Annotated in this window: 16 protein-coding genes; 7 read left to right on the top strand and 9 right to left on the bottom strand. The window is 74.2% G+C overall.

Going from position 1 to position 22,054, the window contains the following annotated elements:
- Window positions 1–16: 16 nt before the first annotated feature.
- Window positions 17–2,920: a leucine--tRNA ligase gene (leuS, locus tag RTG05_RS08300; RefSeq protein WP_166528248.1), complete on the bottom strand. Its 2,904-nt coding sequence runs from the start codon at window positions 2,918–2,920 to the stop codon at window positions 17–19.
- A 241-nt stretch (window positions 2,921–3,161) separates the two neighbouring features.
- Between leuS and RTG05_RS08295 the strand changes: the two genes are divergently transcribed.
- The 4 genes from RTG05_RS08295 to RTG05_RS08280 all read left to right on the top strand — a co-directional run bounded on the left by RTG05_RS08295 (window position 3,162) and on the right by RTG05_RS08280 (window position 8,656).
- Window positions 3,162–5,432, top strand: coding sequence for a putative bifunctional diguanylate cyclase/phosphodiesterase (locus tag RTG05_RS08295; protein WP_166528247.1), 2,271 nt, complete (start codon window positions 3,162–3,164; stop codon window positions 5,430–5,432).
- Between the two features lie 125 nt (window positions 5,433–5,557).
- Window positions 5,558–6,715 carry a hypothetical protein gene (locus RTG05_RS08290; RefSeq protein ID WP_166528246.1) on the top strand — a complete coding sequence of 386 codons (1,158 nt, stop codon included), beginning with the start codon at window positions 5,558–5,560 and terminating at the stop codon, window positions 6,713–6,715.
- Between the two features lie 78 nt (window positions 6,716–6,793).
- Window positions 6,794–7,759, top strand: a complete 966-nt coding sequence (gene lipA / locus RTG05_RS08285; RefSeq protein WP_166528245.1) for a lipoyl synthase — start codon at window positions 6,794–6,796, stop codon at window positions 7,757–7,759.
- Window positions 7,760–7,813: 54 nt separating this feature from the next.
- Complete coding sequence (locus tag RTG05_RS08280) at window positions 7,814–8,656, top strand: DUF4191 domain-containing protein (RefSeq protein WP_166528244.1); 843 nt, start codon at window positions 7,814–7,816, stop codon at window positions 8,654–8,656.
- A gap of 64 nt (window positions 8,657–8,720) precedes the next feature.
- Here RTG05_RS08280 and RTG05_RS08275 read toward each other — a convergent pair whose 3' ends face one another.
- Window positions 8,721–9,140: an RDD family protein gene (locus RTG05_RS08275; protein WP_166528243.1), complete on the bottom strand. Its 420-nt coding sequence runs from the start codon at window positions 9,138–9,140 to the stop codon at window positions 8,721–8,723.
- 164 nt (window positions 9,141–9,304) lie between these two features.
- Between RTG05_RS08275 and glnA the strand changes: the two genes are divergently transcribed.
- The 3 genes from glnA (at window position 9,305) to RTG05_RS08260 (ending at window position 14,057) form a co-directional block, all read left to right on the top strand.
- Entirely contained in the window at window positions 9,305–10,738 is a 1,434-nt protein-coding gene (gene glnA, locus RTG05_RS08270) for a type I glutamate--ammonia ligase (protein WP_166528242.1), read from the top strand.
- 263 nt (window positions 10,739–11,001) lie between these two features.
- On the top strand, window positions 11,002–12,540 hold the full coding sequence (locus tag RTG05_RS08265; protein ID WP_166528241.1) for an NAD(P)/FAD-dependent oxidoreductase: 1,539 nt from the start codon (window positions 11,002–11,004) through the stop codon (window positions 12,538–12,540).
- Window positions 12,537–14,057 carry a phospholipid carrier-dependent glycosyltransferase gene (locus RTG05_RS08260; RefSeq protein WP_166528240.1) on the top strand — a complete coding sequence of 507 codons (1,521 nt, stop codon included), beginning with the start codon at window positions 12,537–12,539 and terminating at the stop codon, window positions 14,055–14,057. The genes RTG05_RS08265 and RTG05_RS08260 overlap by 4 nt, the downstream gene beginning before the upstream one ends.
- 55 nt (window positions 14,058–14,112) lie before the next feature.
- On the opposite strand, the gene RTG05_RS08255 is transcribed toward RTG05_RS08260, so the two are convergent.
- From RTG05_RS08255 to RTG05_RS08225, 7 genes are all read right to left on the bottom strand, one after another.
- Window positions 14,113–14,454: a hypothetical protein gene (locus RTG05_RS08255; protein WP_166528239.1), complete on the bottom strand. Its 342-nt coding sequence runs from the start codon at window positions 14,452–14,454 to the stop codon at window positions 14,113–14,115.
- 211 nt (window positions 14,455–14,665) lie between these two features.
- Window positions 14,666–14,869, bottom strand: coding sequence for a YbdD/YjiX family protein (locus RTG05_RS08250; RefSeq protein WP_166528238.1), 204 nt, complete (start codon window positions 14,867–14,869; stop codon window positions 14,666–14,668).
- Window positions 14,866–17,103, bottom strand: coding sequence for a carbon starvation CstA family protein (locus RTG05_RS08245; RefSeq protein WP_315912432.1), 2,238 nt, complete (start codon window positions 17,101–17,103; stop codon window positions 14,866–14,868). Before RTG05_RS08245 ends, RTG05_RS08250 begins: the two co-directional genes overlap by 4 nt.
- A gap of 156 nt (window positions 17,104–17,259) precedes the next feature.
- On the bottom strand, window positions 17,260–18,228 hold the full coding sequence (locus tag RTG05_RS08240) for a hypothetical protein (RefSeq protein ID WP_166528237.1): 969 nt from the start codon (window positions 18,226–18,228) through the stop codon (window positions 17,260–17,262).
- 121 nt (window positions 18,229–18,349) lie between these two features.
- Window positions 18,350–20,680 carry a xanthine dehydrogenase subunit D gene (gene pucD / locus RTG05_RS08235; RefSeq protein ID WP_208104861.1) on the bottom strand — a complete coding sequence of 777 codons (2,331 nt, stop codon included), beginning with the start codon at window positions 20,678–20,680 and terminating at the stop codon, window positions 18,350–18,352.
- Entirely contained in the window at window positions 20,677–21,147 is a 471-nt protein-coding gene (locus RTG05_RS08230) for a (2Fe-2S)-binding protein (RefSeq protein WP_166528236.1), read from the bottom strand. Before RTG05_RS08230 ends, pucD begins: the two co-directional genes overlap by 4 nt.
- Window positions 21,147–22,010 carry an FAD binding domain-containing protein gene (locus RTG05_RS08225; RefSeq protein WP_166528235.1) on the bottom strand — a complete coding sequence of 288 codons (864 nt, stop codon included), beginning with the start codon at window positions 22,008–22,010 and terminating at the stop codon, window positions 21,147–21,149. The genes RTG05_RS08230 and RTG05_RS08225 overlap by 1 nt, the downstream gene beginning before the upstream one ends.
- Window positions 22,011–22,054 lie beyond the last annotated feature (44 nt).

Raw genomic sequence — 22,054 nt, 5'->3', positions numbered from 1 at the left:
ACCCAGCGACTCCAGGTCAGCCGACCACGAAGTTGACCAGCCGGCCCGGGACGGCGACCACCCGGCGGACCGTCCTGCCGTCCAACTGCGCGGCCACCTTCTCGTCGGCCCGCGCGGCCGCCTCCAGGACGACCGCGTCCGCGTCCGCCGGGACGCTGACCTGCGCCCGCACCTTGCCGTTCACCTGGACGGCGACCTGCACGGTGTCCTCGACCAGCCAGCGCTCGTCGGCCACGGGGAACGGCGCCCAGGCCAGCGACTGCTCGTGACCCAGCCGCGACCACAGCTCCTCGGCGAGGTGCGGGGCCAGCGGCGCCACCATCAGCACCAGCGGCTCGGCCACCGACCGGGGCACCGGGGTGTCGGCACCGTACGTCTGGGTCAGGTGGTTGGTCAGCTCGGTGACCCGGGCGATCGCGATGTTGAACCGCAGCGTGTCGAAGCCGTCGCGGACGCCGGCGATGGTGCGGTGCAGCGCCCGCAGCGTCGCCTCACCGGGCTCCACGTCGTCGGTCGCCCGGACCACGCCGGTCCGCTCGTCGACGACGACCCGCCAGATGCGCTGCAGCAGCCGCTGCGAGCCGACGACGGCCTTGGTGTCCCACGGCCGCGACTGGTCCAGCGGGCCGGTGGACATCTCGTACACGCGGAAGGTGTCCGCGCCGTAGGCGCCGATCATCTCGTCCGGCGTGACCATGTTCTTCAGGCTCTTGCCGATCTTCCCGTACTCCCGGTCGACCGGCCGGCCCTGGTACAGGAAGCGCCCGTCGGACTCCACGACCTCGGCCGCGGGCACGTAGAAGCCGCGCTCGTCGGTGTAGGCGTAGGCGGAGATGTAGCCCTGGTTGACCAGCCGGCGGAACGGCTCCTCGCTGGAGACGTACCCCAGGTCGTGCAGCACCTTGTGCCAGAACCGGGCGTACAGCAGGTGCAGCACGGCGTGCTCGACGCCGCCGACGTACAGGTCCACGCCGCCGACGTCGCCGTCCCCGCGCGGGCCCAGCCAGTAGCGCTCCAGCTCCGGGTCGACCATGTGCTCGCCGTCGCCGGGGTCCAGGTAGCGCAGGTGGTACCAGCACGACCCCGCCCAGTTGGGCATGGTGTTGGTCTCCCGGCGGTAGGTCCGCGGGCCGTCGCCCAGGTCCAGCTCGACGGTCGTCCACTCGGTGGCGCGCGACAGCGGCGGCTCGGGTACCGAGTCGGCGTCGTCGTCGGCGAAGGTCTTCGGCGAGTAGTCGTCGACCTCGGGCAGCAGCACCGGCAGCAGCGCGTCCGGGACGGCGACCGGCAGGCCGGCGTCCTCGCCGTCGACGGCGTACACGATCGGGAACGGCTCACCCCAGTAGCGCTGCCGGCTGAACAGCCAGTCGCGCAGCTTGTAGGTGGTCGTGGCCTCGCCGGAGCCGCGCGCGACCAGCCAGTCGACGATCGCGGCCTTGGCGGCGTCGACGTCCAGGCCGTCCAGCGACAGCTCGTCGTTGGCGGAGTTGACCGCCGGGCCGGGCCCGGTCCAGGCCTTCCCGTCGAAGTCCGCGGGCGGTTGCACGGTGCGCACGATGGGCAGCCCGAAGACCTCGGCGAACTCCCAGTCGCGGGCGTCCTGCCCGGGCACGGCCATGATCGCGCCGGTGCCATAGCCGGTCAGCACGTAGTCGGCGATGAAGACGGGCAGCTCCTGGCCGTTCACCGGGTTGGTCGCGGTCACGCCCAGCCAGACGCCGGTCTTCTCCCGGCCGGCGTCCTGCCGGTCCAGCTCCGAGCGCCGGGAGGCCTGCCGCTGGTACTCCCGCACCGCCTCGGCGGGGGTGGCCGCGCCGGCGGTCCAGCGCGGGTCGGCGCCGTCCGGCCACGCCGGCGCGGTCAGCGCCTCGACCAGCGGGTGCTCCGGGGCCAGCACCACGTAGGTGGCCCCGAACAGCGTGTCCGGCCGGGTGGTGAACACCTCGATCGTCTCGGCACCAGCGGCGAACCTGATCCGCGCCCCGGTCGAGCGGCCGATCCAGTTGCGCTGCATTTGCTTCAGCGAGTCCGACCAGTCCAGCCGGTCCAGGTCGGTCAGCAGCCGCTCGGCGTAGGCGGTGATCCGCATCATCCACTGGGTCAGGGGGCGCCGGAACACCGGGAAGTTGCCGCGCTCGGAGCGCCCGTCGGGCGTGACCTCCTCGTTGGACAGCACCGTGCCCAGGCCCGGGCACCAGTTGACCGGCGCCTGGTGCAGGTAGGCCAGCCGGTGCGCGTCCACGACCCGGCGCCGCTCGACGTCGGGGAGCTGCGCCCACGGCCGGCCGGCGGGGTTCGTGCCGGGGTCCGGCTCCCGCGTCCCGGCGTCCAGCTCGGCGACCAGCTCGGCGATCGGCCGGGCGCAGCCGGCGCGCTGGTCGAACCAGGAGCCGAAGACCTGCAGGAAGATCCACTGCGTCCACCGGTAGTAGCCCGGGTCGATGGTGGCGAAGCTGCGGCGGTCGTCGTGGTCGACGCCCAGCCGGCGCAGCTGGGCGCGGATGGCGGCGATGTTCGCCTCGGTGGTGACCCGCGGGTGCTGCCCGGTCTGGACGGCGTACTGCTCGGCGGGCAGGCCGAAGGCGTCGTAGCCCATCGGGTGCAGCACGTTGTCGCCGTCCATCCGGCGGAACCGGCTGGTGACGTCCGTGCCCAGGTAGCCCAGGGGGTGCCCGACGTGCAGCCCGGCACCCGAGGGGTACGGGAACATGTCCATCACGAAGAACTTGGGCCGGTCGGCGACCCGCTCGAAGCCCTCGGCCAGCCGCCCGACGGGGTTGGGCGTGTGGAAGGTGCCCTCGGCGGCCCACCGGTCCTGCCAGGTGAGCTCGATCTGCTGCGCCAGGCCGGGCGTGTAGCGGTGCGGGGGCACGTCCCCCGCGACCTGCTCGACGTCCTGCTGGTCGACCGTCTGGCTCATCGTCGCGCTCCTGGGTCCTCGGGGTGCTCGTTCCGGCGGCGGACAGCAAAAGACCCCTCACGCAGGAGGGGTCACCGTGCTGACGAGAGGGGGCTCAGGTCAGCACGGCCGCGCGAGGAGGAGCCGCTGGGTCACGCCACCGAGCCTACCGCGCGCCGGGTGGCCGGCCCGATCTCACCCACCCGGGGCACCCGGGCGCCGTGGGTATACAGCCAGGGGGGACGACGGCCGAGGAGAGGGTGTGCCACCCACCCTGCCGGCCGCCCCGTCCCGCCGCGCGCTCGCGGTCCCGCTGGTGGCGCTGGCCCTCTTCACGACCGGCGTGGCCGGACGGCCCGACGGCGCGGCGTGGGGAGCCTGGTACGACCTGGTGCTCTACAACGCCGTGTACCTGGGGACGGCGATCGTCTGCCTCGGCGCGGCACGCCGGTCGCCGACCGAGCGAACGGCCTGGGTGGCGTTGTCCCTCGCCCTGGTGCTGGGCACCGCGGGCAACCTCGTCTACAGCCTCGTCGTGGCCGGCCTCGACCCGGAGCCCTTCCCCTCCGTGGCCGACGCGTTCTACCTCGCCTACTACCTGCCCCTGTACGTCGCCCTCCTCACGCTGATCCGGGTGCGGGTGCCGCGGTTCCACCCGAGCATGTGGCTCGACGGCGTCATCGGCGCCCTCGGGGGCGGCGCCGTCGCCCTCAGCGTCCTGCTCAGCCCGGCCCTGGAGGGGACTGAGGGCGACCCGGCCGCCGCGCTGACCAGCCTGGCCTACCCGATGGCCGACGTCCTGCTCCTGGCCGTGCTCGTCGCCCTCGGTTCCATCCTCGGACTGCGGCGGGACCTCACCATCTCCCTGCTCGCGGCCGGGGTCCTGGTCACCCTGGCCGGTGACATCGTCTTCCTCAACCTGGCCACCCACGGCGACTACGCGGAGGGCGGGCCGCTGGACCTGACCTGGCTGACCGGGGTGGTCCTCATGGCCGGGGCCGCGCACCTGGGCCGGCCCGTGCACCGTGAGCTGCCCGACAGCAGCCTCGCCACCCGCGTCGGCTGGCAGGTGATGGCCGTCCCACTGGTCTGCGTGCTGGCCAGCCTGCTCGTGCTCGCCGCCGGCTGGCGGACGACGTTCGCCCCGGTCGCCGCGTGGTGCGCCATCGGCTGCGTCCTCGCCGCGCTGGCCCGCACCGCCATCACCTTCCGCGAGGTCCGTGCCTTCCACGAGGTCCGCCACCAGGCCCGGACCGACGAGCTGACCGGCCTGCCCAACCGGCGGGCCCTGCTGGAGCAGGCCGGCCGGGAGCTCGCCGCCGCCACGGCCGGCCGACCGGCCGCCCTGCTGCTGCTGGACCTCGACGGCTTCAAGGAGGTCAACGACAGCCTCGGACACCACGCCGGTGACGGTCTGCTGCGCCAGGTCGGCCCCCGGTTGCGCGGCGCCCTGCGCACCTGCGACACGCTCGCCCGGCTGGGCGGTGACGAGTTCGCCGTCCTGCTGCCCGGCGCCGGCCTGGTCCAGTCGCAGGCGCTGGCCACGCGGCTGCGGGAGCTGCTGCAGCAGCCGTTCACCGTGGAGGGCACCCGTCTGCACGTGGGCGTCAGCATCGGCGTCGCCACCGCCCCCGTCCCCGCCGCGACGGTGCAGGAGCTGCTGCGCTGCGCCGACGTGGCCATGTACGCGGCCAAGTCCGGCCGGGAGGGGGTGCGGACCTACGTGCCCGAACCGCACGGTGGCTCCCGCGACCGGCTGCACACCATGGAGGAGCTGCGCACGGCGCTGGACGGCGGCGGCCAGCTCGCCGTCCACCTGCAGCCGCAGGTCGACCTCGGGGACGGCCGCGTCACCGGCGTCGAGGCACTGGTCCGTTGGCAGCACCCCACCCGCGGGCTGCTGTCCCCCGCCGCCCTGCTGCCCGCCGCGGAGCAGGCCGGGCTGCTGCGCCCGCTGGGGGACGCCGTCCTCGAGCTCGCGCTGGCCGCGACCGCCCGGTGGTGGCCGCAGCGCGCCGTGCCGGTCTCCGTCAACCTGTCGGTGGCCGACGTCACCGACCTCGACCTGCCCGCCCGGGTGACCCGGGCCCTGGACCGCCACGGGCTCCCGGCCGGCGCGCTGACCCTGGAGCTGGTCGAGGACACCCTCATGGCCGACCCGGAGCGCGGTCGGGTCGTGCTCGGTCAGCTGCGCCGGCTCGGGGTCCGGACGGCGATCGACGACTACGGCACCGGCTACAGCTCGCTGGCCTACCTGCGGCACCTGCCCGCCGACGAGCTCAAGCTCGACCGCAGCCTCACCCTCGACGTCGGCCGCGACCGGCGGGCGGCGGCGATCGTCCGGCACACCGTGGCACTCGCCCACGAGCTCGGTCTCACGCTCACCGCCGAGGGCGTCGAGGACGCCGACACCGCCGCCGTCCTCGCCGCGCTCGGCTGTGACACCGCGCAGGGCCACGCCATCGCCCGGCCGATGTCGGTCGACGCCTTCCTCACCTGGCTGCGCACGCCGTCCCGGTCCCTCCGGTCCTAGCCACCCAGCGGGCCTCACCGGCACCGTCCGGGCCGGCCGGCGCCCTCCCCACGAGTCGCCCGGGGTGTGCCGTCCGCGGTCAACGGGCAGGATGATCGCCGACACGATTACCGGAGGTGCATCCCGTGTTCCGCAAGAAGACATCCGGCCAGATCATCGGCGAGGAGCTCCAGGAGGGCCTCGCCCACATCGGGACGGCGGTGGCGGAGGCCCGGAGGGCGGCGGCGGAGCAGCTCGTACCGCGCGTGGAGGCCGCCCGTGAGGCGACCGGCCCGGCGCTGGACGCCGCGCGGGGCGCCGTCGTGCCCCGGGTGGCCGCTGCGGCGGCCGTGGCCGCGCCCGCCGTCGAGGCCGCCCGCGACGCGGTCGGCCCGCGGGTGGACGCCGCCCTGGAGGCCATCGCCCCGCGTGTCTCGGCCACCCGCGACGCACTCGGCCCCCGGGTCGACGCCGCCCGGGAGGCCGCCGCGCCGCACCTGGCCGCCGCGGTGACCGCCGCGCAGGCCGCGGCCGGCCGGGCCGCCGCCGACCTCGCCCCCCGCGTCGAGGCCGCGCGCGACGCCGCGCAGAAGGCGCTCACGGAGGACGTCGTCCGACGGCTCACCGCCGCCCAGGCCGCCACGCTGGCCTACGCCGCCCCGCGGGTGCTGGCCGCCCGCGAGGCGGTGACGCCGGTGCTGGAGACCACGCGCGACTCCCTCACCTCCGGGCTGAGCAGCGCCCGCGAGGAGCTGGACCTGCGCCGCCTGGAACTGACCGCCACCACCGCCGCGGCGCGCAAGCAGGCTGCGAAGAAGCGCCGCCAGGTGGAGAGGAAGGCGGCGAAGGCGGGTAGGAGGGTCACGCGGGAGGTCGGCACCAGGAGCCGGGCACGGCAGTGGCCGTGGCTGCTCGCCGTCCTCGGCACCGTCGCCGTCGTGGTGGTGGTGCTCCGTCGCCGCAGCGGTTCCGACGACCTGTGGACGACCGCACCCACCGGCGACGGGCCCGTGCCCAGCTACCGAGAGGACCCCGTGCCCAGTTCACCGAGCAACTCCGGCAAGACCGTGTCCAGCGCCCAGACGATGCCCGGGGACGCCACCCCCGCGGACAGCACCATCGGCGAGCAGCCCCAGCAGCTCGCCTACGGCGACGCGGAGAACGCCGGCGCCCCCGGCACCGCGACCACCGTGTCGCCGGACCCGGCCATGGACACCGCCACGGCCTCGCCGAACGACCAGCCGCAGACCGGCACCGGCGGCGTGGGCTCCGACGCGGACGACGAGCGCAACCCGACGTCCTGACACCGCAGCACCCCTGAGCAGCAGCGCCCGCCTCGACCGAGGCGGGCGCTGCCGTCTGCGGGGGTACCGTGGTCGATCATGAGCGAGACGGTGGCCCCGACCCCAACCGCCGCGGAGCCGCAGGGCCGCAAGCTGCTCCGCCTCGAGGTCCGCAACAGCCAGGTCCCGATCGAGCGCAAGCCCGAGTGGATCAAGACGCGGCTCAAGACCGGCCCGGAGTACACCGAGCTCAAGTCGCTGGTCCGCCGCGAGGGGCTGCACACGGTCTGCGAGGAGGCCGGCTGCCCCAACATCTACGAGTGCTGGGAGGACCGCGAGGCCACCTTCCTCATCGGCGGTGACCAGTGCACCCGCCGCTGCGACTTCTGCCAGATCGACACCGGCAAGCCCGCCGACCTCGACACCGACGAGCCCCGCCGGGTCGCCGAGAGCGTGGCCACCATGGGCCTGCGGTACGCCACCGTCACCGGCGTGGCCCGCGACGACCTGCCCGACGGCGGGGCCTGGCTGTACGCCGAGACGGTGCGCCAGATCCACGCCCAGCTGCCCGGCTGTGGCGTCGAGCTGCTCATCCCCGACTTCAACGCCGACCCCGGCCAGCTCGCCGAGGTGTTCTCCTCCCGGCCGGAGGTGCTGGCGCACAACGTCGAGACGGTGCCGCGCATCTTCAAGCGCATCCGCCCCGGCTTCCGCTTCGACCGGTCCCTGGCGGTGATCACCGCGGCCCGCCAGGCGGGGCTGGTCACCAAGTCCAACCTGATCCTGGGCATGGGCGAGGAGCCGCACGAGGTCCTGGAGACGATGCGCGCCCTGCACGACGCGGGCTGTGACCTGCTGACCATCACCCAGTACCTGCGGCCCTCGCCGCGGCACCACCCCGTCGTCCGCTGGGTCAAGCCCGAGGAGTTCGTCGGCTTCCAGCAGGCCGCCGAGGAGATCGGCTTCCCCGGCGTGCTCGCCGGGCCGCTGGTGCGCAGCTCCTACCGGGCCGGCCGGCTGTACCAGCAGGCCGTCGAGGCGCGCGGGCTCACCCACTCGGGCTGACGAGGCCCCGGCCGGTCCACCGGGGCCGGCCGGCGACGCCCGTATCCTGTGGTCATGGCACGCAGCAGGCCCTCCGACCCCCCCGCGCCCGCCGGTCCCGGCAAGGCCGGCACCGGGCCCGGCTCCCGCTTCCGCGGCCGGCGCGGGTCGACCGGGGCCACGGCCTCCGGCCGGGGTGCGGCGAAGGTCGGCAAGGACGGCGGGCCCAGGGTCGGCCGGCTGAAGCGGGTCGGCAACCAGGCACGCATGATCAAGCAGGCGTACTCGCTGACCCGCCGCAACGACCCCAAGCTGCCCTGGGTCATGCTCATCGCGTTCATCGCGGTCGCGGCGGTCGTCGAGCTGGTCGGCATCCTGCTGGACTCGCCGTTCCTCTTCCTGCCGCTGGCCGTCGTGCTGGGCCTGCTGGCCGCGTTGATCGTCTTCGGCCGCCGCGCGCAGGGGTCTGCCTACCGCCAGGTGGAGGGCCAGCCCGGCGCCGCCGCGTGGGTGCTCGAGGGCATGCGCGGTGACTGGAAGGTGTCCGCCGGCGTCGCGGGGACCACGCAGCTGGACGCCGTCCACCGGGTGACCGGCCGGCCGGGCATCATCCTGGTCGCCGAGGGTGTGCCCTCCCGCGTGCGCCCGCTGGTCGCGCAGGAGAAGAAGCGGCTCGCCCGGATCGCCGGCGACGCCCCCATCTACGACGTGCTCGTCGGCGACGAGGACGGGCAGGTCCCGCTGCGCAAGCTCAGCCCGCACGTCATGAAGCTGCCCCGCAACCTCTCCGGCGGAGAGCTCAACGCCCTGCGCAAGCGGCTCGCGGCCATGGGCGGCTCCCGCATGCCGGTGCCCGGCGGCCCGCTGCCCGGCGGGCGCCAGATGTCGGTGAGCCAGCGCCAGGTCCGCCGCCGCTAGCCCCGGCGGCCTCCCTGCAGGGCCCCGCCGCGAGCTGGCGAGTGGGGGGCAGGGCACTCCTCCCTCAGTCGCGGATGACAGCGGTGCCGGTGAACCGGTCGTGCAGCCCCCGCCCGTCGGCGTCCACCACCAGGGCCGGTACCAGCAGCACCAGCAGGGCGGTGCGGACGACGGCCCGCCAGGGGGCCAGCCGTCGGCCGACCCGGGGGTGCGCCAGCCGCAGCCCGACCAGCCGCATCCCCGGCGTCTGCCCGAAGGCGACCAGGGAGACCACGGTGATCAGCCCGAAGGACAGCAGGCTCCAGTTGCCCGGCAGCGCCGGGGCGGTGACCAGACCCGCGACCAGTGCGGCGGCGATGGCGTCGACGGCGAAGGCACCGACCCGGCTGCTGAAGGACGCCAGCGAGCCCGGCCCCTCGGCGGGCAGGCCCAGGGATGCACCCCGCCGGCGCCCCTGAGAGGCTGACTGCCCGTCCCCGACCACCACCTCAGCGTAAGACGCGCCCGCAGCAGCCCCGCCGGCCTGCGGCCCACCGAACCCCGACACGCCGGCCGTCGTTGTTACCGGCTCGAAACACCCGAGACACCGCGGAGCAACCGCCCCGCCGTACGTTCGCCACCGGCTGTCCGCCCCAACCCGGAGGATCGATGTTCACCAGTCCCGACGAGGTCGCCGCCTACATCCGCGACAACGACGTCGAGTTCGTCGACGTGCGCTTCTGCGACCTGCCCGGCGTCATGCAGCACTTCACGATCCCCGCGTCGACCTTCGGCGAGGACACGTTCTCGGAGGGCCTCGGCTTCGACGGCTCCTCCATCCGCGGCTTCCAGGCGATCAACGAGTCCGACATGCTGCTGCTGCCGGACGCCAACAGCGCGTTCGTGGACCCGTTCCGCCGGCACAGGACGCTGAACGTCAACTTCTTCATCCACGACCCGATCACCCGCGAGGCCTACAGCCGGGACCCGCGCAACGTGGCGAAGAAGGCCGAGGCCTACCTGGCCAGCAGCGGCATCGCCGACACCGCCTACTTCGGTCCGGAGGCGGAGTTCTACGTCTTCGACTCCATCCGGCACTCGACCGGCATCAACGAGGGCTACTACCACATCGACTCGGTCGAGGGCTCGTGGAACTCCGGCGCCCTGACCGGCGAGAACGGCGGCCCCAACCTGGGCTACAAGACCCGGCCCAAGGGCGGCTACTTCCCGGTCGAGCCCTACGACCACTACAGCGACCTGCGCTCGACCATGATGGCCAACCTCACCCGTGCCGGGCTGGAGTTGGAGCGTGGCCACCACGAGGTCGGCACCGGCGGCCAGGCCGAGATCAACTACAAGTTCGACACCCTGCTGCGGTCGGCCGACAGCATGATGCTGTTCAAGTACGTCGTGAAGAACACCGCCTGGGCCGAGGGCAAGACGGCGACCTTCATGCCCAAGCCGCTGTTCGGCGACAACGGCTCGGGCATGCACTGCCACCAGAGCCTGTGGAAGGACGGCGAGCCGCTGTTCCACGCCGAGACCGGCTACGCGGGCCTGTCCGACACCGCCCGCCACTACATCGGCGGCCTGCTGACCCACGCCCCGTCGCTGCTGGCCTTCACCAACCCGACGGTGAACAGCTACCACCGCCTGGTGCCCGGCTACGAGGCCCCGATCAACCTGGTCTACTCCGCGCGCAACCGCTCGGCCTGCTGCCGCATCCCGATCTCCGGGGACAGCCCCAAGGCCAAGCGCATCGAGTTCCGCGTGCCCGACCCGTCGGCCAACCCCTACCTCGCCTTCTCCGCGATGCTCATGGCCGGCCTCGACGGCATCAAGAACAAGATCGAGCCGCCGGCGCCGGTGGACAAGGACCTCTACGAGCTGCCGCCCGAGGAGGCCCTGGGCATCGAGAAGGTGCCGGCCTCCCTGGACGCCGTCCTCGACCGGCTCGAGGTCGACCACGAGTACCTCGTCGACGGCGGGGTGTTCACCCCCGACCTGATCGAGACGTGGATCGAGTACAAGCGCGAGCACGAGATCGACCCGATCCGGCTGCGCCCGCACCCGCACGAGTTCGCGATGTACTACGACATCTGACCAAGGACCCCCTGTCCCCCACCGCTGGCCGGCTCGCAGCGGGCCCCGGCAGGGGGCCACGGGTCACTGACCGGCACCGACCCCCGTCCTCTCCGTGAGGGCGGGGGTCGCCGTGCGTCAGGGGCGCACGACCGCCGTGGCCCGCGCCGGGTGCTCCACATACCGTGCAGGGCGACGTGTCATCCCCACGGGACGGGTCCCGACCGACCGGAACGGTCGGGAACCCGGTCGCCGTGGGCCGAGCAACGAGAAGGCGAGAGTCCATGACCCCCGACGGCAACCGCACCAGCGTGGCCGTGATCGGTGCCGGCCCCGCCGGGTTGACCGCTGCCTACGAGCTGGTCCGCCGCCAGGTACCGGTGACCGTCCTGGAGGGCGACGCGATGGTGGGCGGCATCAGCCGCACCGCCGAGCGGGAGGGCTGGCGCTTCGACATCGGCGGGCACCGCTTCTTCACCAAGGTCCCCGAGGTCGAGGCGCTGTGGCACGAGATCCTCCCCGACGAGGAGTTCCTGCTGCGGCCGCGGATGAGCCGCATCTTCTACGACGGCAAGCTGTTCGACTACCCGCTCAAGGCCGCCAACGCGCTGGGCAACCTCGGCCCGGTCGAGGCCGTGCGCTGCGTGGCGTCCTACCTGTGGGCGCGGGTCCGCCCGCCGAGGAACCAGGACACCCTCGAGGGCTGGATCGTCGCCCGGTTCGGCAAGCGGCTCTACGAGCACTTCTTCAAGACCTACAACGAGAAGCTCTGGGGCGTGCCGGTCGACCAGCTGCCGGCCGACTTCGCCGCGCAGCGGATCAAGAACCTGTCGCTGACCGGCGCGGTGCTCAACGCGCTCACGCCCAGGCGCAACCAGAAGGACATCACGTCCCTCATCGAGGAGTTCCAGTACCCCAAGTACGGGCCGGGGATGATGTGGGAGGCCGCCGCCCGCCAGGTGCGGGAGCGCGGCGGGACGGTCGTCCTGGAGGAGAAGGTGCGCACCGTGCACTGGGAGCCCGGGCGGGGGGTCACCGGCCTGACCACGGTGGTCACCGGCGGCTACGGGTCCGGCGCGGGCGCCCCGGAGGCGACCCGCACCGACGTCGGCACCGAGGAGCACTACGTCGCCGACCACGTCATCAGCTCCATGCCGTTCTCCTCCCTGGTGCACGCCCTGGACCCCAAGCCCCCGGTCGAGGTGCTGCAGGCGGCCGACGGGCTGAAGTACCGCGACTTCCTCACCGTCGCGCTGGTGCTCCCGGTCGAGGCCGGTTTCCCCGACAACTGGATCTACATCCACTCACCGGACGTCCAGGTCGGCCGGATCCAGAACTTCGGCTCCTGGTCGCCCTACCTGGTCAAGGACGGGCGCACCTGCCTGGGCATGGAGTTCTTCGTCAACGTCGGCGACGACACCTGGAACCGCTCCGACGAGGAGCTGATCGCCCAGGGTGCCCGGGAGCTGGAGCACCTCGGGCTGGCCCGTGCCAGCGACGTGGAGCGCGGCTTCGTCGTCCGGATGCCGAAGGCCTACCCGTTCTACGACGCCGGGTACAAGGACAACGTCGAGGTCATCCGGCGCTGGATCGAGACGCACACGCCGAACCTGCACCCGGTCGGGCGCAACGGCATGTTCCGCTACAACAACCAGGACCACTCGATGATGACGGCGATGCTGACCGTGCAGAACATCGCCGACGGCGCGCAGCACGACATCTGGGACGTCAACGTGGAAGAGGACTACCACGAGGAGGTCTCCTCGCAGCGACCGGACGCCACGGCGGACGACCACGGGAGTCCCCACCCGTCGGCCGCGTGACCCCGGTACCGGGCGCCCGCCGCCGGCCCGACCGGCGCGCGGAACCCGGGCCGGCGGCGACCGTGCCCGCGGGCGGCACCGGCGCCCGTGCCGGCCTGGGGACCGGCGCCCTGCGGCTGGCCCGCCGGCACGTCCTGTTGCTCGTGCTGGTGGTGCTCGCCACCGTCGCCCGCGTCTACGTCACGGCGGCGTACTCCACCGCGCTGTGGTTCCCCGACTCGGGCACCTACGTGGAACGGGCCACGTCGCTGGACCCTGCGGTCGACCGGCCCTTCGGGTACTCGGCGTTCCTCGCGGTGCTCGACCGGCTGGTGGTCTTCCGGTACGTGGCGGTGGCCCAGCACGTGCTGGGTCTGGCCATGGTCGTCCTCGTCTACACCCTGCTGCAGCGCCGGGGAGTGTCCCGCCGGGTGAGCCTGCTGGCCGTGGTGCCGCTGGCCTTCGACGCCTACCTGCTCAACATCGAGCACTTCATCTTGGCCGAGACGCTGTTCATGCTGCTGCTGACGCTGGCGGTGGTCGCGCTGCTGGTCGTGGAGCGCCCGGGTGCCCTGCTGGTGGGCACGGTGGGGCTGCTCATGGGCGCGCTGACGGTCACCCGCACGGTGGGGACCTTCCTGGTGGCCGTCGTGCTGGTCTACCTGGTCGTCCGGCTGCTCCTGCGCACCCTGCGCTGGACGGCGGTCGCCGCGTTCGCGGTGGGGGTCGCGGCGGTGCTGCTGCCGTACGCGTCGTGGTTCCACGCCCACCACGGCTCCTTCGCGCTCACCGACCACACCGGCCACTTCCTCTACGGCCGGGTCGCCACCTTCGTGCAGTGCGAGGAGCTGGACGTGCCGGAGCGGCTGCGGCCGCTGTGCCCGGCGGCGCCTCCGGAGGAGCGGCCCACCGGCGACAACTTCGTGTGGATGGCGCACAGCCCGGCCAACGCCGTGCAGGACGGCGTGCGGGTGTGGTCGGAGGACGACCTGGCGGAGTTCGCGACCATCGCCATCACCGGCCAGCCGGGGGACTACCTGTACCGGATCGTGTCCGAGACGGCGCACTACCTGCGGCCCGGCCGGGAGTCCGGGCCGCAGGACACCTGTCCGCTGTGGTGGGAGTTCCCGGTACCGACCCCGGAACCGCCGCAGACCTGCAGCTCCGTGCTCGCGCCCGGGCCCTTCGGTCACCGCCCGGCACTCGTCGCCGACCTGCGCGCCTACCAGCAGGTGGTCTACACGCCCGGGCCGGTGCTCGGGCTCTGCCTCGTCGCGGGCTTCGGCGCCCTGCTCCTGCGCCGGGGCAGCTGGCGGGACCGGCTGGACCCCGCGCTGCTAGCCGCGCTCGGGCTGACGGTGCTCGTGGGCCCGGCGATGACCGCGTCGTTCGACTACCGCTTCCTGCTCCCGACCCTGGCCGTCCTGCCCCCGGCCGCGGCCCTGGCGCTGCGCGGTGCGTCGCCGCCGTGGCAGCGGCGGAGCGCCGAGGACACCCCGGGGCCCCCTCCGCCCGGGCCGGCACCGGCCGCCGGCTGAGCCGCGCCGGTCCTCCCCGAGGCCGGTGCCGCGACGCGCCGGCCGGGGACCTCCCTCAGGCGGCGTCGCCGGCCAGGTCGGTGTCCTCCAGGCCGGCGATGACCTCGTTGGTCTGCAGGGTCACCAGCCAGGCGAACGCGTGGTCCTCGACCGGCCGCTCGGAGACCTGGGCGATGGCGTCGAGCTGGGCGGCGACCAGGCCGCGGGCGGCCTGGAAGACGTCGGCCGCGGTCACCGCCGTCGACAGCTCGGCCAGCCACAGCCGGCCGTCGCGCAGCACGCGCACCTCGGGCTGCTCGCCGACCCCCAGGTCGGCGGCCGCGCTGGCCAGCAGGGACATGCCGGTGCGCAGCTCGGTGAGCCGGCTGCGCCGGTCGGGCGACGAGGGCACGGACACGGGTGCCACCTCTCGGACGGGCCCACGGGCCACGGCAACGTGCCTCTCGACTCGGCAGGGCGACGCCGCGGGCGCACCCCGCGGCGCACGGGTGGGACGCCGCGGGCCTCCTGGGGCGAGCGGGTCACCGCCCACCCGGCGCCGGGTCCGCACAAGCCGGCCGCGGCCCCGGCCCCCTCGTGGGGGCCGGGGCCGCGGTCGGCTCGGACGGTCAGCAGCAGCGGCTGATCGGGTTGCGCTCCGCCTCGTCGGCGCGCCGCCGCTCGAACTCCCGCCGGCTCACCGGTTCGTGCCCGTGCTGCGTGCAGTGCCGCAGGTAGTCGTCCCAGCGGGCCTCGCCGCTGAACTCCCGCAGGTACCAGCGCACGCCGTGCCAGGCGCGGCGGGCGGCGGTCCCGACGGCCTGCGGGCTCATCGCGTCGGCCCCTCCTCGGTGAAGGTGCCCTGACCGCGGGCACCCGCGCCGACCAGCCGCTCCTGCTCGGCCATGGCCCGCTTCTCCTCCGGCGTGGCGAACAGCCCGGAGGGCTCCACGATGGTCGAGGGCACTGCCGGCTCCTCCGTCGTCGGCACCGGGCCGCGGGCCTGGATCGCGCGGGCGATGACGACGACCGCGTTGGCCACCACGACGAGGGTGAGCAGCGCGAAGCAGGACTGCAGCACCCCGTTGATCGTGGAGTTGGTGACGATCTGCTCCATCTGCTCCGGCGTCTTCGCCGGCGCCAGCAGCTCGCCGGCCTCCAGCGCGGTGGCGTAACGCTCCCGCTGGGCGAAGTAGCCGATCGCGGGGATGTCGGAGAACACCTTCTGGTAGCTCGCGGTCATCGTCGTGGTCAACGCCCAGGCCAGGGGCACGGCGGTGATCCAGGCGTACCTGAGCTTGCCGTGCTTGATCAGCAGCACCGTGCACATGGTCAGCGCGATCCCCGCCAGCAGCTGGTTGGAGATGCCGAACAGCGGGAAGAGCTGGTTGACCCCGCCCAGCGGGTCGGTGACGCCGATGTAGAGCATCCCGCCCCACAGGCCCACCACGACGGCGCTGGCGATGATGTTGCCCGGCCGCCACGAGAGGTCGCCGAACTTCGGCCACACGTTGCCGACCGTGTCCTGCAGCATGAATCGGCCCACGCGGGTACCGGCGTCGACGGCGGTGAGGATGAACAGCGCCTCGAACATGATCGCGAAGTGGTACCAGAACGCCTGCAGGCCCCCGCCGAAGGCGGTGCTGAAGATCTCCGAGATGCCGACGGCCAGCGTCGGGGCACCGCCGGTGCGTGAGATCAGGCTGGGCTCCTGGACAGCGGCCGAGGCAGCGGCGAGGTCGGCGGCCGTGGTGTCGAAGCCCAGGCCGCCGAGCCAGGCAGCGGCCGTCTCCGGCGTCCCGCCGGTGACGCCGGCCGGGGCGTTCATCGCGTAGTACAGGCCCTGGTCGATGACGACCGCCGAGATCAGCGCGCTGATCGCGACGAAGGACTCCATGAGCATGCCGCCGTAGCCGATCAGCCGGACCTGGCTCTCCTTGGCCACCATCTTCGGCGTCGTCCCCGAGGAGATGAGGGCGTGGAAGCCCGACAGCGCCCCGCAGGCGATGGTGATGAAGACGAACGGGAAGAGGTTGCCGGCGAAGACCGGGCCGGTGCCCTCGCGGGCGAAGTCGGTGATCGCGTCGGCCTGGATCACCGGGCGGGCGATCAGCAGGGCGATCGCCAGCAGCACGATGACGCCGATCTTCATGAAGGTCGACAGGTAGTCGCGCGGGGTCAGCAGCAGCCAGACCGGCAGCACCGAGGCGACGAAGCCGTAGACCACCAGCGCCAGCACCAGCCACTCGCGGGACAGCGTGAGGGCCTCGGCCAACGGGGAGTTGTCCACGTAGCCGCCGCCGACGATGGCCAGCAGCAGCAGGACGACGCCGATGCCGGTGGCCTCGAGCACCCGGCCGGGCCGGAGCACCCGCAGGTAGACACCCATGAACAGCGCGATCGGGATGGTGAGCGCGATGGAGAAGACGCCCCACGGCGACTCGGCCAGCGCGTTGACCACGATGAGCGCCAGGACGGCGAGGATCAGGATCATGATCGCGAAGACGGCGATCAGCGCGGCGATCCCGCCGACGATGCCGATCTCCTCGCGCACCATCTGACCCAGGCTCTTCCCGTTGCGCCGCATCGAGAAGAACATGACGACCATGTCCTGGACGGCACCGGCGAAGATGACGCCGACGACGATCCAGATGGTGCCCGGTAGGTAGCCCATCTGCGCGGCGAGGACGGGCCCGACCAGCGGCCCGGCGCCGGCGATGGCGGCGAAGTGGTGCCCGAAGAGCACCCGCCGGTCGGTGAGGTCGTAGTCGCGGCCGTTGCCCAGCCGCTCGGCCGGGGTGGCCCGCCGGTCGTCGACCTGCAGCGCGCGGTAGGCGATGAAGCGCGCGTAGAAGCGGTAGGCGATGGCGTAGGAGCACAGCGCGGCGAACAGCATCCACAGCGCGGAGACCGACTCCCCGCGGGACAGCGCGAGCACCGTCCAGGCGACGGCGCCGACCACGGCCACCGCCGTCCAGACCAGGACGCTCTTCAGCGGCGGGCGGCGCCGGCCGGTGCCCTCCGGGGGTCGCCCCCCGGCCTCGGGCCTGCTGACGGTGGTGGACACGGGCGCCCTCCCTACGTGCGGACAGCCCCAGCGCTGTCCGGCGGACGCAGGGAGCATGCCAAGCAGGCACCCCCGTGCACCAGGAGGGGCCCGGACCGGGACCCAGTCGTGACCGCCCCGTGACCGCGCGACGACGCTGCGGTGACGTGCCGGGGGTCAGCGGTACAGCGGGACGAGCACCGGGACGGCGGCCGCCCGGAACTCCGGGGTCACCCGGCCGTCCTGGCGCACCAGGTCCAGCAGCGCGGCGACCTCCTCCCCCTGCGGGTACACCGGCAGCTCGGTGATCGCCCGCAGCGACGCCAGCACCTCACCGGAGGCCGGCCCGACGGCCGCCGGGTCGGCCTCGGCCGCGGCGCGCAGGTCCTCCAGGGCGCGGTGCGGCGCCGGGTCGGTGAGCTGCTCCAGGGTGGGGACGGCGGCGTCGGCGAAGACCCGGCGGAGCTCCCCACGGTCCGCCGCGGCCCGGACCTCGGCCAGCAGCGCGGCGGCGCGGTCGGCCGTCCGGTCGGCCGGGACGTCGTGGTCCAGGGCCAGGAAGTCGTCGAGCAGGTCCGGCCCGGCCGGGCCGACGGCGGCCGGGTCCACGTCGACGGTCCAGACCAGGTCGATGAGGCGCTGCGGTCGCACGACGGCGGCCAGCACCTCCTGCACCCGCCGGCCGACGGGCTCGACGACCACGCCCTCCTCGACCGCTGCCGCCGCGGCGTCGTGGGCGACGACCGCGGCCGAGCGCTGGCCGCCACCGCTGAGCAGCTCCACCCGCCGGAGGCTGTCGAGCACCTCGCCCGCACCCGGCCCGACGGCGCCGGCGTCCTGCGCGACGAGCGCCTCCAAGCCGGCGATCGTCGCCCGCAGCTGCTCCTCCGGCGCCCGGGCGTGGGCCGGCAGCGGCGGGAGGCCGACGACCTCCGTCGGCCGGGCGGCGACCACGGGTGGTGCCTGCGGCGACGGCTCGGCGCCGTCCAGGACCAGCCAGCCGACCACGCCCAGCGTGACGGCGGCCAGCACCCCGAGCCCGGCCAGCCGCCACGTCCGGAAGCGCTCGTCGGACGGGACGGTCCGCCGGTGGGCCGGCCCGCCCGTGGGCCGGCCGGACCCCGAGGGGTGGTCGGAGAGGGACACGGGCTGCTCCTGGTCGAGCTCGGTCGCACGCGGGCCGGGTCGCAGACCAGCATGCCCCTCCCCGCGACACCCGGCACCGTCACGGGCCCGGCCCGCTGCCCGCGGCCGACGCCGGCGGTGCTCAGACGCCCGTGACGTGCTCCGGCCGGATGGGCACCCGGCGCAGCGGCCGGCCACAGGCGGCGCGGACCGCGGCGGCGACCGCCGGACCGGAGGAGATGGTGGGCGGCTCCCCCACCCCGCGGACGCCGTAGGGCGCGTGCGGGTCGGCGTACTCCAGCACCTCCACCCGCATCGGCGGCACGTCCAGGATCGTGGGCAGCAGGTAGTCGGTGAACGACGGGTTGCGCACGTGGCCGTCGGTCACCACCACCTCCTCCATCAGCGCCAGGCCCATCCCCTGCGCGGACCCGCCGTGGATCTGCCCGACGACGGCGTCGGGGTTGATCGCCTTCCCGACGTCCTGGGCGGTGTCCAGCGCGACCACCTTGACCAGGCCGAGTTCGGTGTCGACGTCGACCACCGCGCGGTGCGCGGAGAAGGCGAACTGCACGTGCGCGTCGCCCTGGCCGGTCTCCGGGTCGATGGCGTGGGTGGGCCGGTGCCGCCACTCCACCGTCTCCTCCACCGCGTCCTCGCCGAGGACGTCGGCCAGCCCGGCCAGCACCTCCCCGCCGGCGCCGACGACCTTCTCCCCGTCCAGCGCCAGCCCGGCGAGCGGGCGGTCCAGCGCGACCGCGGCGCGCTGCAGCACCGCCGTCCGCACCGCCTCGCAGGCGGCCTTGACAGCGCCGCCGGTGACGTAGGTCTGCCGGGACGCCGACGTGGACCCCGCCGAGCCGACCGTGGTGTCGGCCGGGACGACGACGACCTGCTGCACGCCGAGCTCGGTGCGGGCGATCTGCTGCTGCACGGTCACCAGACCCTGGCCGACCTCGGCGGCCGCGGTGTGCACCGTGGCCACCGCCTCCCCGCCGCTGACCTGCAGCCGCACCCGCGCGGTGGAGTGGTCGTCGAAGCCCTCGGAGAAGCCGACGTTCTTGTAGGTGACGGAGTACCCGACGCCGCGGCGCACGCCCTCGCCGTGGGTGGTGTTGCCGACCGCCCCGGGTAGGTCGAGCAGGTCCGGCTGCCCCGCAGGCGCGGGTGGCAGCGGCATCGCGGCCACCCGCTCGAGCAGCTCGGCGACCGGCGCGGCGGAGTCGATGACCTGGCCGGTGATGTTGCGGTCGCCCTCCTGCACGCCGTTGCGCCGGCGGATCTCCACCGGGTCGACCCCGACGGCGGCGGCCAGCTCGTCCATCAGCGCCTCGTGGGCGTAGGCGGCCTGCACGCAGCCGAAGCCACGCATCGCCCCGCACGGCGGGTTGTTGGTGAACACGCCGTGGACGTCGACGGCCACCGACGGGAAGCGGTAGGGGCCCAGGCCGAGGGTGCCGGCGTTGCCGACGACGGCGGCGGTCGAGGAGGCGTAGGCGCCGCCGTCGAGCAGGGTGTGCACCCTCCCGTAGACGAGGGTGCCGTCGGGCTCGGCGCCGAACTCGTAGGTCATCCACGCCGGGTGACGGTGCACGTGGCCGTAGAAGGACTCCTCCCGGCCGTAGCTCATCTTCACCGGCCGCCCGGTGCGCAGCGCCAGCAAGCAGGCGTGCACGTGCACGGAGAGGTCCTCGCGGCCGCCGAAGGCGCCGCCGACGCCGGCCAGGGTGAGCCGCACCTTCTCGGGCGGCATGCCCAGGGCCAGGCAGATCTGCCGCTGGTCGACGTGCAGCCACTGGGTGGCCACGTACAGGTCCACGCCGCCGTCCTCGGCCGGCACGGCCAGCCCGGACTCCGGTCCGAGGAAGGCCTGGTCCTGCATGCCGACCTCGAAGTCCAGGCTGACCACGACCGGCGCGGTGGGCGCCGGGTCGCCGCGGCGCAGCCGCAGGTGGCGGACCAGGTTGCCGCCGGGGTGCACCCGCGGCGCGTCGTCGTCCAGGGCGCTGCGGGGGTCGGTCAGCGCCGGCAGCACCTCGTAGTCGACGCGGATGCGCGCGGCCGCGCGGCGGGCGGTCTCCGGGTGGTCGGCGGCGACCAGCGCCACCGGCTCGCCCTCGTAGCGGACGAACTCCCCCGCCAGCACCGGCTGGTCGGCGTGCTCCAGGCCGAAGGCGTTCTCCCCGGGGACGTCGTCGGCGGTGAGGACGGCACTGACGCCGGGCACGGTGAGCGCCTCGGAGAGGTCGATGCGCCGGATGCGGGCCGACGGGTGCGGGCTGCGCAGCGTCACGCCCCACACCATGTCGTCGTGCCACAGGTCGCTGGAGTAGGCGAACTCGCCGGTGACCTTGAGGGTGCCGTCGGGGCGCTGCGCGTTCTCCCCGATCCGCCCGCCGGTGCGCGCCCCGGTCTGCGTCGTCGTCGGCTCGGTGGTGGTCGGCTCGGTGGTGGTCGGCTCGGTGGTGGTCACTGCGCCGCCTGCCGCCGGGCGGCCAGCCGGACCGCGTCGAGGACCTTCTCGTAGCCGGTGCAGCGGCACAGGTTGCCGGCCAGCGCCTCGCGGATCTCCGGGTCCGAGGGCTCGGGCACCCGGGCCAGCAGGTCGTGCGCGGCGACGACCAGCCCCGGGGTGCAGAAACCGCACTGGACGGCGCCGGCGTCGACGAAGGCCTCCTGCACCGGGTGCAGCGCCGTCCCGTCGGCCAGCCCCTCCACGGTGGTGACCTCCCGGCCGATGGCCTGCCCGGCGGCGACCAGGCAGGCGCACACCGGCTCGCCGTCGAGGTAGACGGTGCAGGAGCCGCACTCCCCCTGCTCGCAGGCGTTCTTGGCGCCGGGCAGGCCGAGGCGCTCGCGCAGCAGGAACAGCAGGCTCTCCCCCGGCCAGACGTCGTCGGCGGTGCGCTCGGTGCCGTTGACGGTGGTGGTGACGCGCATCAGGCGGCCCTCCTCAGGTCGTCCCAGGCCCAGGTGGCGGCGCGGCGGGCCAGCACCGCGAGCGAGTGCCGGCGGTAGGCCGCCGTCCCGCGGACGTCGTCGATCGGCGAGGCCGCGGCGGCGACCCGCTCGCCGAAGGCCCGCGCCAGCCCCTCGGGCAGGGCCGGCCGGCGGTCCCAGTCCAGTTCGCCGGCGAGGAACTCCTCGGCGTCCGGCGCCCGCCGCGGGGTGGGGGCGGCCGACCCGATGCCGGTGCCCACGGCCCGCCGGTCGGGGTGCAGCGCGAGGGCGAACGCGGACACCGAGATGACCATCGCGTTGCGGGTGCCGATCTTGCAGAACTGCTGCGGCCCCGCCGCGGTGGGCACGTGCACGGCGGCGATCAGCTCGTCGGGGGCCAGGGCGTTGCGCTTCACGCCGGTGAAGAAGTCGGCGACCGGGACCCGCCGGGTGCCGCGGGCGACCGACGCCACCTCGACCTCCGCGCGGGCGGCCAGCAGCGGGGGGTGCGCGTCCCCGGCCGGGGACGCCGAGCCGAGGTTGCCGCCGACGGTGCCGCGCACCCGGATCTGCGGCGAGCCGACGGTCCGGGCGGCCATCGCCAGGCCGGGCAGCCGGTCGCCGAGCTCGCCGATCACCCGCCCGTAGCTGACGCCGGCGCCCAGGCGCACCGTGCCGTCGGGGGCCACCGACCACCCGGCGAGCTCCGGGACGCGGGTGAGGTCCAGCAGCGCCCCGGGCCGGCGCCGGTCGAAGTTCAGCTCGACCATGACGTCGGTGCCGCCCGCGATGGGCAGCGCGTCGGGCCGCTCGGCCCGCGCCGCGAGCGCGTCGTCCCACGACGACGGCTGCAGGAAGTCCATGCCCGGTCCCCTCGTCCGCTCGGTCTGCCGAGCACTCTGCACGA

This window comes from Geodermatophilus sp. DSM 44513 (genome assembly GCF_032460525.1).
In the GTDB taxonomy this organism is placed as follows: Bacteria; Actinomycetota; Actinomycetes; order Mycobacteriales; family Geodermatophilaceae; genus Geodermatophilus.
Note: the sequence above shows the minus strand (reverse complement) of the source record. Positions and strands in the feature narration are given on the sequence as shown.

What these genes read in the sequence shown, in the direction of transcription:
- leuS (WP_166528248.1), bottom strand. Translation starts at nt 2,920, where the DNA reads ATGAGCCAGACGGTCGACCAGCAGGACGTCGAGCAGGTCGCGGGGGAC.
- RTG05_RS08265 (WP_166528241.1), top strand. Translation starts at nt 11,002, where the DNA reads ATGACCCCCGACGGCAACCGCACCAGCGTGGCCGTGATCGGTGCCGGC.
- RTG05_RS08225 (WP_166528235.1), bottom strand. Translation starts at nt 22,010, where the DNA reads ATGGACTTCCTGCAGCCGTCGTCGTGGGACGACGCGCTCGCGGCGCGG.
- RTG05_RS08250 (WP_166528238.1), bottom strand. Translation starts at nt 14,869, where the DNA reads ATGAGCCCGCAGGCCGTCGGGACCGCCGCCCGCCGCGCCTGGCACGGC.
- lipA (WP_166528245.1), top strand. Translation starts at nt 6,794, where the DNA reads ATGAGCGAGACGGTGGCCCCGACCCCAACCGCCGCGGAGCCGCAGGGC.
- RTG05_RS08230 (WP_166528236.1), bottom strand. Translation starts at nt 21,147, where the DNA reads ATGCGCGTCACCACCACCGTCAACGGCACCGAGCGCACCGCCGACGAC.
- glnA (WP_166528242.1), top strand. Translation starts at nt 9,305, where the DNA reads ATGTTCACCAGTCCCGACGAGGTCGCCGCCTACATCCGCGACAACGAC.
- RTG05_RS08280 (WP_166528244.1), top strand. Translation starts at nt 7,814, where the DNA reads ATGGCACGCAGCAGGCCCTCCGACCCCCCCGCGCCCGCCGGTCCCGGC.